General features: G+C 56.5%; 11 protein-coding genes and 1 CRISPR repeat array. Of the genes, 6 read left to right on the top strand and 5 right to left on the bottom strand.

The genetic code is table 11. The features are described 5' to 3' along the window. Nucleotide 1 precedes the first annotated feature (1 nt). The 6 genes from gspL (at nt 2) to RHN82_RS02320 (ending at nt 7,870) form a co-directional block, all read left to right on the top strand. Nucleotides 2–1,135: a type II secretion system protein GspL gene (gspL, locus tag RHN82_RS02345; RefSeq protein ID WP_047051796.1), complete on the top strand. Its 1,134-nt coding sequence runs from the start codon at nt 2–4 to the stop codon at nt 1,133–1,135. Further along, nucleotides 1,132–1,617, top strand: a complete 486-nt coding sequence (gene gspM, locus RHN82_RS02340; protein ID WP_047051797.1) for a type II secretion system protein GspM — start codon at nt 1,132–1,134, stop codon at nt 1,615–1,617. The genes gspL and gspM overlap by 4 nt, the downstream gene beginning before the upstream one ends. Continuing rightward, nucleotides 1,614–2,411 carry an A24 family peptidase gene (locus RHN82_RS02335; protein ID WP_047051798.1) on the top strand — a complete coding sequence of 266 codons (798 nt, stop codon included), beginning with the start codon at nt 1,614–1,616 and terminating at the stop codon, nt 2,409–2,411. Before gspM ends, RHN82_RS02335 begins: the two co-directional genes overlap by 4 nt. A gap of 253 nt (nt 2,412–2,664) precedes the next feature. Continuing rightward, the gene (locus RHN82_RS02330) at nt 2,665–5,367 is read left to right on the top strand and encodes a glycosyl hydrolase family 18 protein (protein WP_047051799.1); all 2,703 of its coding nucleotides are present in this window, start codon (nt 2,665–2,667) and stop codon (nt 5,365–5,367) included. 101 nt (nt 5,368–5,468) lie between these two features. Continuing rightward, nucleotides 5,469–5,909: a type III secretion system invasion protein IagB gene (gene iagB, locus RHN82_RS02325; RefSeq protein ID WP_047051800.1), complete on the top strand. Its 441-nt coding sequence runs from the start codon at nt 5,469–5,471 to the stop codon at nt 5,907–5,909. A 134-nt stretch (nt 5,910–6,043) separates the two neighbouring features. Then, nucleotides 6,044–7,870, top strand: a complete 1,827-nt coding sequence (locus RHN82_RS02320) for a chitinase (protein WP_047051801.1) — start codon at nt 6,044–6,046, stop codon at nt 7,868–7,870. Nucleotides 7,871–8,014: 144 nt separating this feature from the next. On the opposite strand, the gene RHN82_RS02315 is transcribed toward RHN82_RS02320, so the two are convergent. From RHN82_RS02315 to hcr, 5 genes are all read right to left on the bottom strand, one after another. Next, the gene (locus RHN82_RS02315) at nt 8,015–9,028 is read right to left on the bottom strand and encodes an NAD(P)-dependent oxidoreductase (protein WP_017384852.1); all 1,014 of its coding nucleotides are present in this window, start codon (nt 9,026–9,028) and stop codon (nt 8,015–8,017) included. 92 nt (nt 9,029–9,120) lie between these two features. Next, nucleotides 9,121–10,557: an SDR family oxidoreductase gene (locus tag RHN82_RS02310; RefSeq protein WP_047051802.1), complete on the bottom strand. Its 1,437-nt coding sequence runs from the start codon at nt 10,555–10,557 to the stop codon at nt 9,121–9,123. 10 nt (nt 10,558–10,567) lie between these two features. Next, on the bottom strand, nt 10,568–11,569 hold the full coding sequence (ltaE, locus tag RHN82_RS02305) for a low-specificity L-threonine aldolase (RefSeq protein WP_047051803.1): 1,002 nt from the start codon (nt 11,567–11,569) through the stop codon (nt 10,568–10,570). 38 nt (nt 11,570–11,607) lie between these two features. After that, the gene (gene poxB, locus RHN82_RS02300; protein ID WP_047051804.1) at nt 11,608–13,326 is read right to left on the bottom strand and encodes a ubiquinone-dependent pyruvate dehydrogenase; all 1,719 of its coding nucleotides are present in this window, start codon (nt 13,324–13,326) and stop codon (nt 11,608–11,610) included. A 279-nt stretch (nt 13,327–13,605) separates the two neighbouring features. Continuing rightward, nucleotides 13,606–13,935: a CRISPR direct-repeat array (repeat unit 28 nt; unit sequence GTTCACTGCCGTGCAGGCAGCTTAGAAA). A gap of 436 nt (nt 13,936–14,371) precedes the next feature. Then, nucleotides 14,372–15,340: an NADH oxidoreductase gene (gene hcr, locus RHN82_RS02295; protein WP_047052320.1), complete on the bottom strand. Its 969-nt coding sequence runs from the start codon at nt 15,338–15,340 to the stop codon at nt 14,372–14,374.

Genomic DNA, 15,340 nt, shown 5'->3' with positions numbered 1-15,340 from the left:
TATGAAACAGGTACTTTTTGTTCGTCCCGACAGCCGCGAGGGCGGGAAAATAATGTGGTGTGAGTCCGGCAGCGAGCGCGTCGAGGTGGTCGACAGCCTGGAGATGCTGGCCGAACACCCCCTGGCTACGCGCGTTTGTCTCCTGTTGCCCGCCAGCGACATGATTTTCCGCCATTTTACGCTGCCGAAAAAGGTGGCTTCTCAGGCGATGGCCTTCTCGTGGATGGCGGAAGAGACGCTGATTGGCGACGTGGACAACCTCCACTGGACGGTACTCCACAAAAAAGGCGCCGACGTCGACGCCGTGGCCATTGACGCCGACCGCCTGCGCGCGGCATTAACCCGCTGTCAGGAGGCCGGATTAAACGTGATTCAGGCCCTGCCTGATGCCTGGCTCTTGCCCGTGACGGCAGGGGGCAGCACGCTGGTCGCGCAGGATGATGGCTACTGGCTGCGTTTATCGCCCCATGTGGCGGGTGAAATGGAGGCAACCCTGCTGCCGCTGTTAATGCAGAAAGCCGGGGTCGGGGAAGTGTGGTGCTACGGCGATGCGCCTGCGAAGGTGCACGTTGACGTGCAGCATGCCTGGCAGCATCCGCTGGCGCTGATCCAGCCGCAGTGGCAAACCTGTCGCGTTAACCTGCTTCACGGTGAATTCAGCCTTAAGGCCGGTCATGGGCGGGCGGCGAAAAGTATGAAAGCGGCGATGGTGGCGGCGGGCGTGCTGTCTGTTGGTCTGCTGCTGGGGCCACGCATTGCGATGGCCTGGATGCTGGTGCAGCAGGAAAATCGGGTGCAGGAGGAGATAGTCCAGGTTTATCAGCACCATTTCCCCAGCATGCGTCAGCAGACCAATATCAAATATCACTTTGGTCAAAGCCTGAAAAAACAGAGCAAGGGATTCTTTCTTCAGCTTGATGAGCTGGAGAAAGCCCGGCAGGCAGTCCCTGCGATGGAGATCGATCTGCTGGAATACGATGCGCAGCAAAACACCCTGACGCTCAGCGTCAGCGCGCAAAACCAGCCCGCGTTGCAGGCGTTTGTTAACCAGACCCGTGAGAATTTTGATTTTACCTTACAGCCTGTTTCAACAACCGAACCGTATACCGCCATGATCGCAGGGAAACATAAATGAAAGAGCGAATCGCGCAGCTGAAAGCGCGCTATCAGAATTACAGCGCCCGGGAAAAAATTATTTTAAAAATATGTGCCGTTGCCATTGTGGGGGCAGCGGTGTATTACACAGGAGTGATCCCCTTGGATAATATGATTCAAAATAGTAAATCGACGCTTAAAAGACAAAAAGAGACGCTTAACTGGATGCGCAGTGAAATTGATAAAAATCATCTTCAGGTCCAGTTAGTCAAAACGGATAATCCGCGTACGGTGGTCGAGAACAGCGCCCATGAAATTAACCTTTCACTGACGGATGAGCGCCAGGAGGGGCAAACTTTATCGTTCGTGGTGAATCGGGTGAATGTGTATGAATTAAAAAGCTGGCTGCGCGAAATTAATCAGACCTCCGGCGTGAGACTGCAAAAAATAAACCTCACGCCGGTTGACCACCTCAGCGACGTGAAAGCGCAGGTGCAGCTCACCTGGTCAAAAAACGCATGAATACCTTCGCGCTGATACGGGACGCCTGCCCGGTAGGGTTCCCGATAATGAGTGCGATCCTGGGTGGCATTGTGGGCAGTTTTCTTGGCGTTGTCGCCGAGCGCGTACCGGGGATGGTGATGGATGAGGAGGGGAATGGCAATCTGCTCTTTCCGGCCTCGCACTGTCCAGTGTGCCAGCACACGCTTGCGGCGTGGGAAAACATCCCGCTGCTCAGCTGGCTTTTATTACGGGGGCGCTGCCACCAGTGCGGCAGCGCGATCCCGCTGCGACTCTTTCTGGTCGAACTGATCTCCGCCTTGTTTTTTGGCATCACCGCCTGGTGCATGCCGGACGTTCAGGCGCTGTTCTCTATGTGGTTACTGGCGGCTTTTTTACTGCCGCTGGCCATGATCGACTGGCAGCACCAGCTGCTTCCGGACTGCCTGACCCAGCCGCTGCTGTGGGCGGGGTTAGTGCTCCATGCGTTTGACCACACGTTGCCGCTACGCGATGCGCTGTTCGGTGCGGTGGCGGGCTATCTGTCGCTCTGGCTGCTCTACTGGGCTTTTCGACTGATCGCCGGACGAGAAGGTCTGGGTTACGGGGATTTTAAGCTACTGGCGGCGCTGGGGGCCTGGTGCGGCTGGCAGGCGTTGCCCTCCATTGAACTGGCGGCAGCGTTAAGCGGTATTGTCGGTTATTTCGCCGTAAATAATTTAAATAAAAATAACCTCACTATTTCTTTTGGTCCTTATCTCGCCTTTGCTGGAATAGGGGTGTTTATTAGTCAGCAAATTGCTTTCACATTTTAAATATACAGGTCAAGATTTTTTATAAATCTTTTTGATGGAGGAAGGAAAGGACGATCCTTTACGCTCAGTGTATCGTAAGAGATATAAGCTACACGGGATTTGGCTTGTATCTTTTAATGGAGGAATACAACGCAGCAACAATTTTTTGTTCACGGCACTCACGTTGGTTAAATACGCATTACGCGAAACGCATCCATGATCTCACGGAAGACATGGGTTACTACGTTATAAATAAATTTATCAGGAAATAAAAATGAAATTTATGAAGCCAAAATATCTGGCGCTCTTTATTGCGGCGGCAACCAGCTCCGCATTTGCAGCAGCGCCAGGTGCACCGACGATCGGCTATGGCAATGACAAATTTGCCCTGGTGGAAGTCGATCAGGCTGCTCAGGATTATAACAATCTTGTCAAAGTGCATAACGATGGCGTGGATGTAAAAGTTGAGTGGAACGTCTGGAGTGGTGATGCGCCAACTTCTGCGAAAGTTCTGCTGGACGGACAGACCGTATGGACCGGCGCAGCCGGTGCGACGGGCTCTGCAACGTTTAAAGTGAAAAAAGGCGGGCGTTATCAGGAACAGGTTGAAGTCTGTAACGCCAGCGGCTGTGCGAAAAGCGCCAGTAAGCTGATTATTGTGGCTGACACCGACGGTAGCCACCTGCTGCCGCTGAATACGTCTCTCCAGGAGAACAACAAAGCGTTCGCGAAGCATACCGATAAAGTGGTTGCGGCCTACTTCCCGGAATGGGGCGTTTACGACCGTAACTTCCCGGTTGATAAGATCCCTGCGGCAAACCTCAACCACATTCTGTACGGCTTCATTCCAATCTGTGGCGGTGACGGCATCAACGACGGCCTGAAAACCATTGAAGGCGGTAACAGCTTCCGCGTGCTTCAGAACGACTGTAAGGGCCGTCCTGACTTTACCGTGGCGATCCACGACCCATGGGCTGCGCTGCAAAAACCACAGGCTGGCGTCTCCAACTGGGATGACCCGTACAAAGGTAACTTTGGCCAGCTGATGGCGCTGAAAAAAGCACATCCAGGCCTGAAAGTGCTGCCATCTATCGGCGGCTGGACGCTTTCCGATCCGTTCTTCCACATGGGCGACCCGGCTATCCGCGCACGCTTCGTCTCTTCTGTGAAAGATTTCCTCCAGACGTGGAAATTCTTTGACGGTGTGGATATCGACTGGGAATTCCCGGGCGGTGGCGGTGTAACCGAAACCATCGGCAACCCGCAGCAGGATAAAGCGACCTATACCGCACTGATGCACGACCTGCGCACCATGCTGAATGAGCTGTCTGCACAGACGGGCCGTACCTATGAACTGACCAGCGCCATCGGTGCAGGCCGCGATAAGATCGAAGACGTGGATTACACCACGGCTCAGCAGTATCTCGACCACATCTTCCTGATGAGCTACGACTTCTACGGCGGCTGGAGCAACACCGTTCTCGGCCACCAGGCTGCGCTGCGTGCGCCAGCATGGCGTCCGGACACTGATTACACCACTGAAAACGGCGTTAACGCGCTGCTTGCGCAGGGCGTACAGCCAGGCAAGATCGTGGTGGGTGCGGGCATGTATGGCCGCGGCTGGACCGGCGTGCATGGCTACACCGGTGACAATCCATTCACCGGTACGGCAACCGGCATGGTGAAAGGCACCTGGGAACCGGGCGTGGTTGACTATCGTCAGATCGTGAACGAATACAAAGGCAAACCAGGCTGGGAATACGGCTACGACACGACCGCTGAAGCCCCTTACGTCTTCAACAAATCCACCGGCGACCTGATCTCGTACGAAGATGCGCGTTCAACCACGGCGAAAGGCAAGTATGTTCTGGCCAATAAACTGGGCGGTCTGTTCGCGTGGTCTATCGACTCTGATACCGGCGACATTCTGAATGCGATGAACGAAAGCCTGCTGGGCAGCGACTCGACTCCGGTTGATCCGGTGGTCACCAACCACGCGCCAATCGCGTCCTCTGCCGATCAGAACGTGTCTGGCCCGGCAACCGTCACGCTCGATGGCTCTGCTTCCAGCGATCCTGATGGCGATGCGATTACCTACAAATGGACTCAGGTCTCTGGTCCGTCTGTCACCATCAACAACAGCACCAAAGCGAAAGCGACCTTCAACGTTGCGGCAGCGACCACCGACCAGACCATGACGTTCCGCCTGACGGTGACCGATGCAAAAGGTCTGAGCAACGCGATTGATGTCCAGGTGGTGAACAAGGCGCCGAAAGCTAACCAGGCACCGGTTTTAAACCCAATGGAAGCGATCACGCTTGAATCTGGTGAAACCTATGCGCTGCATGCCCAGGCCGCGGACCCAGACGGTGATGCGCTGACCTACGCCTGGAGCGTACCAGCAGATATGCACGCCACCGGAACTGACTCCGCGAACGTGAATATCACGGCGCCGGAAGTGAGCTCAACGTCTACCTACACCCTGAGCGTGGTGGTGAGCGACGGTAAGACCAGCGTGCAGTCTAACGTCCAGGTTACCGTGAATCCGAAAGCGGCGCCTGCACCGGTACCTGCTGACGAAGACACTAACCCGGCGGATGACGTTACCCCTCCGGCTGATGATGTGACTCCTCCGTCTGACAAAGGAAGCTGCGATGCCCCTGTGGATGCTAACGCCAGCAAATACGCGGCGTGGGAATCCAGCAAAATCTACAACGGTGGCGATACCGTAAGCTTCGACCATCTGGTGTGGAAAGCGAAGTACTGGACTCAGGGCAATCAGCCTGGCTTCGGTGTGGATGCATGGGAGCTGGTGAGCAACGTGAAGATGAACTGGCGTTCTGACCTGGTGTACAACGGCGGCGACACCACCACCTATGAAGGTAACGTTTACCGTGCGAAATGGTGGACCCGTGGTGATAACCCAGCCAACAGCGACGTATGGGTAAAAGAAGGCGCATCAACAGATTGCAAATAATCTAGCCCATTAATGACTCCCCCTTCAGAGGGGGAGTCATTCAAAATTCATTTTACAGGATGTTGGTAAGGAGAAATAACCGAAACTGTCAGCAGGTAAAAATGAAAAAGTTGATTTTGTTGTTATTGATAATAAGCCAAAGCGCACTGGCAAATTGTTGGGATAAAGCGGCGCATTATTATCATGTCGATCCTTATTTACTGTACGCGATAGCGAATGTGGAATCCGGTATGAATCCGTATGCGGTTGGGCAAAACCGCGATGGCACGCGGGATGTCGGGCTGATGCAAATCAACAGTTCGCATTTTTCCGCGCTGGAAAGCAGAGGCATCGACGAATACCGATTAATCACGGAGCCGTGTACTTCGATCATGGTCGGGGCTTCTATCCTCTCCGGGATGATCAGGGTGTATGGCTATAACTGGGAAGCCGTTGGCGCATATAACGCCGGACTGAAAAAAGAAAATTATCCGCAGAGGATGAAATATGCCCATAAGGTCTGGGCCAAATATCAGCAACTGAAATTAGCAGCACGTTATTAACGTTTTTTATTTTTGAAGAATTCCTGAAGGTGTTCTTCGAAAAGTGAAAACAGCTGAATGTGGTTTATGTATTAACGGAGTAATACCTAAGCCGGGATATTAACATTTAATTTGAAATAAACAGGAAAACTGAAATGAACAAAAGGACGTTACTGAGTGTACTCATTGCGGGAGCCTGCGTGGCGCCATTCATGGCCCAGGCTGCGAATCTGAAGGAGACCAGCAGTGAGCCGTACACCATCAAAGCCAGCGATCTGGCGAAGAAAGAGAAGGAACTGACGGACTTCCCGCTGATGGCTTCGGTGAAAGAGACCATCCAGACGCTGGATAACGCGCAGGTCGAACTGATTGAGCCAGGCCGGGCGGCGAACCCGGACAACGTTAAACGCGTTGAAGGGATCGTGAAAGCCAGCGACTGGGAATATCTCTTCCCGCTGCGTGCGCAGGCCTATACCTACAGCAACTTCCTGAAAGCCGTGGGCAAATTCCCGGCGCTGTGTAAGACCTACAATGACGGTCGTGACAGCGACGCCATCTGCCGCAAAGAGCTGGCCACCATGTTTGCCCACTTTGCCCAGGAAACGGGCGGCCACGAAAGCTGGCGTCCGGAAGCCGAATGGCGTCAGGCGCTGGTCCACGTACGTGAAATGGGCTGGAGCGAAGGGCAGAAGGGCGGCTATAACGGCGAATGTAACCCGGACGTCTGGCAGGGGCAGACCTGGCCTTGCGGTAAAGATAAAGACGGCGATTTCCTGAGCTACTTCGGTCGTGGGGCGAAACAGTTGTCCTACAACTATAACTACGGTCCATTCTCTGAAGCGATGTACGGCGACGTGCGTACGCTGCTCGACAAACCTGAGCTGGTGGCGGACACCTGGCTGAACCTGGCGAGTGCGATCTTCTTCTTCGCCTATCCGCAGCCGCCAAAACCAAGCATGTTGCAGGTGATCGACGGTACATGGCAGCCGAACGACCACGATAAAGCCAACGGTCTGGTTCCGGGCTTTGGTGTGACCACCCAGATCATCAACGGCGGCGTTGAGTGCGGCGGCCCGACTGAAATTGCGCAGTCTCAGAACCGTATCAAGTACTACAAAGAGTTCGCAAACTACCTGAAAGTGCCTGTTCCGGCGAACGAGGTGTTGGGTTGCGCCAACATGAAGCAGTTCGACGAAGGTGGCGCAGGCGCCCTGAAGATTTACTGGGAACAGGACTGGGGATGGAGCGCGGATACCCCGGACGGCAAAACCTACTCTTGCCAGCTGGTGGGCTACCAGACTCCGTTCAGCGCCTTTAAAGAAGGCGACTATAGCAAGTGCGTGCAGAAGTTCTTTAACGTGAAAATCGTTAACGATGATGGTTCTTCCGTTACCCCGGACGAAACCCCGGTAACGCCAACACCAACGCCATCTGGCGATGAAACGCCAGCGCCAACACCAACACCAACGCCGGATGAAACCCCGGTCGAGCCTGTTGTGGTGAACCACGCGCCGGTTGCGCAGATTGCCGGTCCGATCGGCGCAGTTGAAGCGGGTGCGCAGGTTTCTCTGAGCGCGGAAGGCTCTACCGATCCAGATGGCAACAAGCTGACCTATACCTGGCGTTCCCAGGATGGTCAGACTGTTTCCGGTCAGGACAAAGCGGTTGTGACCTTCACCGCGCCAGAGTCTGCGACGGCGCAGCAGTATGAAGTGAGCCTGACCGTCAGCGATGGCGAGCTGAGCAGCACCACGTCTTACCTGCTGAACGTGAAAGCGAAAGCGGCAACGCCATCCGGAGAAGATACGTCTTACCCGGCATGGAGCGCGAACAGCAAGTACAACGCCGGTGATATCGTGAACAACCACGGTAAACTGTTCCAGTGCAAACCGTTCCCGTACAGCGGCTGGTGTAACAACTCTCCAACGTACTATGAACCAGGCGCAGGTCTGGCATGGGCTGAAGCCTGGACGGCTCTGTAAAAGCAAACGGCAACCCTCGGGTTGCCGTTTTAGTGTCTGCACCCTCTCCCTGTGGGAGAGGGCCGGGGTGAGGGCATCAGTCCGCACTCTCTGTTTTTTGCCGGGTGGCGCTGCGCTTACCCGGCCTACATGAGGCTGGAACGCTTACCGGTGCAACTTCCCGTGATCCCGTAACCACGCCGCCGTACGCACTATCCCTTCATCCAGCGATACAATCGGTTTATACCCCAGCTCGTTCTCCGCCCGCGAAATATCCAGCGTAAAATCAAAGTTGAGCTTCGACACACCGTAATGCGTCAGCGCAGGCTCTTTCGCCGATTTACTGCCAAAACGCTCCATGCTGCGGGCAATCATGTCCAGCATCGGGTAGGGAACGGAACGGATCCGGCAGTCGATTTTTAACTCGTCAATCAGCCTTTGCACAATGCTGCGCAGGGTACAGGGCTCGCCGTTGGTGATGTTATAAGCGCGCCCCGACACCAGCTTATCGCATTCCGGCTGGCTCGCCAGCCACATGGCGTGAACGGCATTTTCGTAATAGGTCATGTCCACCAGCGCATCGCCGCCGCGCGGTAACAGCACGCTGCCGTAGTGGTGCATCATCTGGGCCAGTCGCGGGATAAAGACTTTGTCGTGCGGCCCAAACAGGCTCTGCGGACGCAGCACGGTAAAGCGGGTGTGCGGGTTTGACTGGGCCAGCAGGTCGATCACCTCTTCGCCCGCCGCTTTACTGCGGGCAAACTCACAGGCGAAGCGCGCCGGGCGGAAATCTTCCTGAATATCACGATGGTGGTGATAGTCGAAATAGAGCGACGGGGAGGAGATATGAATAAAGTTACGCACGCCCCAGGCGACGGCCCATTCGCCCAGACGACGCGTGGCGCGCACGTTAGCGAGATCAAAGGCTTCCTGGGTACCCCACGGAGAGGTAAAACTGGAGCAGTGCCACAGCGTATCGATACCGGCGAGCATCACCTTGGCCTGAGAGGAGACCAGCTCCGTCAGATCGGCATGGACAAATTCAGCGCCCATTTTTTGCAGGAGCTTACCCATCGCCTCATTGCGACCGGTGGCCCTCACGCTGATGCCTTTGTTGCGCAGAAACTCGACCGCATTTCGGCCTAAGCCGCTGGTCGCCCCGGTAACCAGTACCTTCATATCAATCCACTGTGTTGAAAAGAATTTCGTGCGCATTCTTTCGTGAATTACGATGTGTTGCAATGGGAAAGGTGAAAGAAAAAGCGTTTTATTTAGTTACCTTCCTGCTTTTGTTCTGCCAGTTGCGCTATCCGTTTCGCCATTCCGCGAAAGATAAACAGGTGTGCCGGGATCATCAGCAACCAGTAAAACAGCCCCGGCATTCCGTGCGGATGCCACCATGCCCGAACGTCCAGTTCACGATGGTCGCCGTTGTCCTTCAGGGTGAAGCAGAGCCGCCCCAGCCCCGGCGCCTTCATGCCAAACAGCAGCGCCAGCTGTTTTTCCGACTCAACGATAATCACCTTCCAGCTGTCGACGGTATCGCCCACCTTCAGCCAGGGATGGGCAGGGCGGCCTTTTGCCAGCCGGTGACCGACCAGCAGATCCAGCGCGCCACGCGTTTGCCAGAGAACATTGCCGAAAAAATAGCGCTCTTTGCCGCCGATCTGGTTCACCACTTCCCACAGCGCTGCCAGGCTGGCAGAGGTTTTTACCGTACAGCCCGCCTGTTTCGGATAATAGCCGTACTCGGGCCGCCAGCGGGCAAACGCATGCGCGTCGTAGCCCCAGTCGCTGGAGTTCACCAGCTTCTCTTCCTCTTTCAGCGTATTGCGCACCGCGTCGTCAAAGCGGATCAATTCCTGAGGGATTAAGGCGCGCAGCGCGCGATCGTCCGCCAGCAGATCGTGCTTCAGCCCCTGGATCAGCGCTTTGGCGGTCGTCGGCGGCACGGAGGTAATCACATTCAAAAACCACACCGATATCCAGCGGGTCGGGAAGGGGATGGGGATCAGCCAGCGGCGGCGGCCGCTCACCCGCATAAAATGTTCGAACTGCGCCTGATAGCTCAGCACTTCCGGGCCTGCCGCCTCCAGCACGCGATGCTGCTCCGCCGGGTGATCCAGCAATGCCACCAGATAGTGGAGTAAATTCTCCAGCGCAATGGGCGTGGTGCGTGAGCGTACCCAGCGCGGCGGCGTCAGCACAGGCAGGTTGTAGACCATATCGCGCATCACTTCGAATGCGGCGGAACCCGCGCCAACGATGATCCCGGCACGCAGTTCGGTGACAGGTATATTCGCCCCGCGAAGCGTGTCCGCCGTCAGCTGGCGGGCGCGCAGATGGTCGGACTGCTCGTGTTCAGGCGCCTGGAGCGAGCTTAAAAAAATCACCTGCTTAACCGGGGTTTGCAGCAGGGCATCGCGGACGTTCATCGCCACCTGACGCTCGTGGGCGATAAAATCGCCGCCTTCGCCCATGCTGTGGACAAGGTAGTAAAGCGTATCGACCCCTTCCAGCAGCGCAGGAAGCGCTTTCGGCCAGTTAAGGTCAACGTTGTGACACGTCACGCCAGGCAAATGTAGCTTTTGCAGGCGTTCCGTGTTGCGTGCCGCTGCCAGCACCTGGTGCCCCTGCTGGCTTAACGCAGTGGTCAGATGCTGACCGATATACCCGCTGGCGCCGAGCACCAGAATACGTTGCGGCACGGTATGCTCCTTAACGCTGTAAAAATGCCTGCCAGTGTTCCACCACCTCAGTCAACTGCTCGCGGTTAACGTCAAGATGCATCACCAGACGCACGACCGGGGAGGCGTTAATCAGCACGCCACGGGCTTTCATAAAGTCGCCCAGCGCGGCAGCATGCTCATCGCCGACGCGGACAAACAGCATGTTGGTGTCGTGACGCATGACATCAGCGCCGATTTCACGTAGCTGGGCTGCCATCCACGCCGCATTGTCGTGATCGTCTTTCAGGCGTGACACGTTATTTTTCAGGGCGTACAGTCCGGCAGCCGCCAGAATACCCGCCTGACGCATCCCGCCGCCGGTCATTTTGCGCCAGCGGTTGGCGCGCCTGATGTAGTCCGCGCTGCCAACCAGCAGGGAACCTACCGGCGTACCCAGCCCTTTAGAGAGGCAAATGGTGAACGAGTCGCAATATTGGGTGATCTCTTTCAGCTCGCAGCCGTACTCCACCACGGCGTTGAAGATACGTGCGCCGTCAACGTGCAGGCCGAGCTTGCGCTCACGGGTAAAGTCCCATGCCGCTTTCAGGTATTCGCGCGGCAGGACTTTACCGTTATGGGTGTTTTCGAGGCTCAGCAGTTTAGTGCGGGCGAAGTGAATATCATCGGCTTTGATTTTCGCCGCGACCTTGTCCAGCGGCAGCGTACCGTCCGGCGCGGCGTCAATCGGCTGCGGCTGGATGCTGCCAAGCACCGCCGCACCGCCAGCTTCGTACAGGTAGTTATGCGCCCCCTGGCCGACGATATACTCTTCGCCGCGCTCGCAGTGGCTGAGCAGCGCCACCAGGTTAGCCTGCGTGCCGGTGGGCAGGAACAGGGCAGCCTCTTTACCGCTCAGCTCTGCCGCATAGCGCTGGAGTTCGTTGACCGTCGGGTCATCGCCGTAGACGTCGTCCCCGACCGGGGCGGCCATCATCTCTTCGAGCATGGCGCGGCCCGGACGGGTAACGGTATCACTACGTAAATCAATCATTTCACATCCCTTTAATTTAAGAGGTCTTGTGAAATGTTTTACCTGAGCCAGTTGGTTTTTGCCAGTTCGATCACTTCGTCACCGCGCCCGCTGATGATGGCGCGCAGCATGTAGAGGCTAAAACCTTTGGCCTGTTCCAGCTTGATTTGAGGCGGGATCGCCAGCTCTTCTTTCGCGACCACCACATCCACCAGCACCGGGCCGTCGATGGCGAAGGCGCGTTGCAGGGCGTCGTCCACCTCTGAGGCTTTCTCCACCCGAATACCGGTGATACCGCAGGCTTCGGCGATGCGGGCGAAGTTGGTGTCGTGCAGTTCGGTGCCGTCCGTGAGGTAGCCTCCGGCCTTCATCTCCATCGCCACGAAGCCCAGCACGCTGTTGTTAAAGACCACGATTTTCAGCGGAAGCTTCATCTGCGCCACCGACAGGAAATCCCCCATCAGCATGCTGAACCCGCCGTCGCCGCACATCGCCACCACCTGACGTTCCGGTGCCGTCGCCTTTGCGCCCAGCGCCTGCGGCATGGCGTTGGCCATTGAGCCATGGTTGAACGACCCAAGCAGGCGACGTTTGCCGTTCATTTTCAGATAGCGCGCGGCCCAGACGGTGGGCGTTCCTACGTCGCAGGTGAAGATGGCATCGTCGTCGGCGAAGTGGCTGATCTGCTGCGCCAGATACTGCGGGTGGATCGCTTTTTCGCTCGGTTTGGCGAGATCGTCCAGTCCCTTGCGCGCATCGCGATAGTCGCTCAGGGCTTTATCGAGGAATTTGCGGTCCGTTTTTTCTTCCAGCAGCGGCAGCAGGGCGGCGAGAGTGGATTTGATATCGCCGATAAGCGCCATATCCACCTTGCTGTGCGCGCCGATGCTGCCGGGATTAATGTCGATCTGGATAATTTTGGCATCCGTCGGGTAGAACGCGCGGTACGGGAACTGGGTGCCGAGCAGTATCAGCGTGTCGGCGTTCATCATGGTGTGGAAGCCGCTGGAAAAACCGATCAGCCCGGTCATGCCGACATCGTACGGATTATCGTATTCAACGTGCTCTTTCCCGCGCAGGGCATGCACAATAGGCGCCTTCAGCTTGCCGGCAAATTCCACCAGCTCTTTATGCGCGCCGGCGCAGCCGCTGCCGCACATCAGGGCGATATTGCTGGAGTATCGCAGCAGCTGTGCCAGCTTTTTCAGCTCTTCTTCGGCAGGGGTAATGGTTGGCTGGGGCGCAGAGTACCAGTGGGTGGTGGCGGTTTCAGGTGCGGCCTTCAGCGCCACGTCCCCCGGCAGCACAACCACCGAAACCCCGCGATTCAGGATCGCCTTACGCATGGCTATCGCCAGCACCTGTGGGATCTGCTCCGGCGATGAGACCAGCTCGCAATAGTGGCTGCATTCACGGAACAGCTCCTGCGGATGCGTCTCCTGAAAATAGCCGCTACCGATTTCAGATGACGGAATGTGAGCCGCAATCGCCAGCACCGGAACATGGTTGCGGTGACAGTCGAACAGACCGTTGATGAGGTGCAGGTTTCCCGGTCCGCAGGAACCCGCACAGACGGCGAGTTCACCCGTAAGCTGCGCTTCGGCACCGGCGGCAAAGGCGGCGACCTCTTCATGGCGGGTGGGCATCCACTCAATGGTCTTCATCTTGTTAAGGCTATCGCTGAGTCCGTTCAGAGAGTCGCCAGTGACGCCCCAGATACGCTTTACGCCAGCCTGCTCAAGGGTTTTCGCTATGTATGCAGCCACGGTTTGTTTCATGGTTGTCCGTCTCCTTTTTGTGATATCGCTTACAAGCTTAGAAGAAAGTCGCTGTATTGCCTGCTCAGTACTCTTTAAGTACAGGTGGTTTTTCTGCGCGACGCGCCGCCAGCGGGCTGAGGTTGGGGCGGGCGGAAGCGGGTTTGCAGACCCTTTTTTCCTGATGATGCATAAGTTGTTGATTTTATATGGTTGGGCTGAAGGGGAATAAAAAAGGGTCTGGAGGAAGTTTTTGAGGTATTGGTTTATCAGACAAAGGGATAGGTGTAGATTGTTTCAGTTCACTGCCGTGCAGGCAGCTTAGAAACTCACAAACTATTGAGATGATTAACTGATGGAAGTTCACTGCCGTGCAGGCAGCTTAGAAATCTTTTATTTTCGAGCATAGTCACGGCACAAACGTTCACTGCCGTGCAGGCAGCTTAGAAAGGAACCGCAAACAGAGAAGCGCCACCGCCGACGTTCACTGCCGTGCAGGCAGCTTAGAAAAGTGGTCGATGATTCGTGCACGCCACTGCTCTGTTCACTGCCGTGCAGGCAGCTTAGAAACTGAGCTTTGAAGGCGAAGTGCGCAAGAAGGAGTTCACTGCCGTGCAGGCAGCTTAGAAATCTTGCCTGATTTGCTCATGCCTTTAGTCACGGTTCACTGCCGTACAGGCCGTAGGCACAATGTAGGCCGGGTAAACGTAGTGCCACCCGGCAAAAAGCCCGGTGGCGCTGACGCTTACCGGGCCTACAGGGGTTCCAAAGGCAAATGCGCTGGCCTGCACGGGCAAAAAGCCCGGTGGCGCTGACGCTTACCGGGCCTACAGGGTTCCAAAGGCAAATGCGCTGGCCTGCACGGGCAAAAAGCCCGGTGGCGCTGACGCTTGCCGGGCCTACAGGGTTCCAAAGGCAAATGCGCTGGCCTGCACGGGCAAAAAGCCCGGTGGCGCTGACGCTTACCGGGCCTACAGGAGTTCCAAAGGCAAATGCGCTGGCCTGCACAGACAAAAAAGCCCGGTGGCGTTGATGCTTACCGGGCCTACAGGTGAACCGCGAAAGATTATGCGAGCACAAGATCGCCTTGCGGATGGCACGAACATGCCAGCACATAGCCCTCTGCAATTTCTGCGTCGGTTAGCGTCATGGTGCTGGTGACCGTGTACTCACCGGAAACCACTTTGGTCTTACAGCAACCGCACACCCCGGCGCGACAGGCCGCCGCCACCGGTACGTTGTTGCTTTCCAGCGCTTCAAGCAGCGTGGTGCCCACGCGCCCAAAGAAGGTCTGCGCAGGTTGCAGCTTCGTGAACTTCATCCCGCTGGTCGCCGCTTCCGCTACAGGCGTGAAGAACTGCTCTTTGAAGAAGCGGGTCACGCCGAGCGCTTTCACTTCTTTCTCCACGATCTCCATGTACGGCGCCGGGCCGCAGGTCATCACGGTGCGGTTCGCAATATCCGGCACGCTTTGCAGCAGCTCGCGGCTCAGGCGCCCCGCGACAAAGCCATGCGTGGCATTGTTTTCCGCGACCAGCGTCACCGGATAGTTGCGCCATTCTTCGGCAAAAATCACATCTTCCGGGGAACGCACGCTGAAAATCACCTGCACGTCGGCCTGAGGTCGGTATTTCGCCAGCCAGCGACGCATCGACATAATCGGCGTCACGCCACAGCCCGCCGCCAGCAGCAGGAATTTATCTTCCGTCTTGTCGTCACAGGTAAACTCGCCCTGCGCGTCAGACAACCAGATGTAATCCCCGCGCTTCACGTCCCGGGTCAGCCACTCGGATCCTGCGCCGTCATCAATACGACGAACGGTGAGCGTAATGTATTCGCTCACGCCCGGCGTGGAGGAGAGGGTGTAGGCGCGCAGGGTATCCGCAGAATTACGCACGCTCACCAGCGCATACTGGCCCGCGCGGTACGGGTAGTAGTCATGGCACAGCAGCGACAGCGTCCACACATCCGGCGTCTCCTGATGGATGTGATGAACCTGCATCCGCCACGGACATTGTGAGGTTGGCATGGTCAT

The sequence above is a fragment of the Enterobacter cloacae complex sp. EB5 genome, assembly GCF_031432835.1.
Classification (GTDB): Bacteria; Pseudomonadota; Gammaproteobacteria; order Enterobacterales; family Enterobacteriaceae; genus Enterobacter; species Enterobacter hormaechei_C.
The sequence above is the reverse complement of the archived record's forward strand: the minus strand, read 5'-3'. Positions and strand labels throughout refer to the sequence as shown.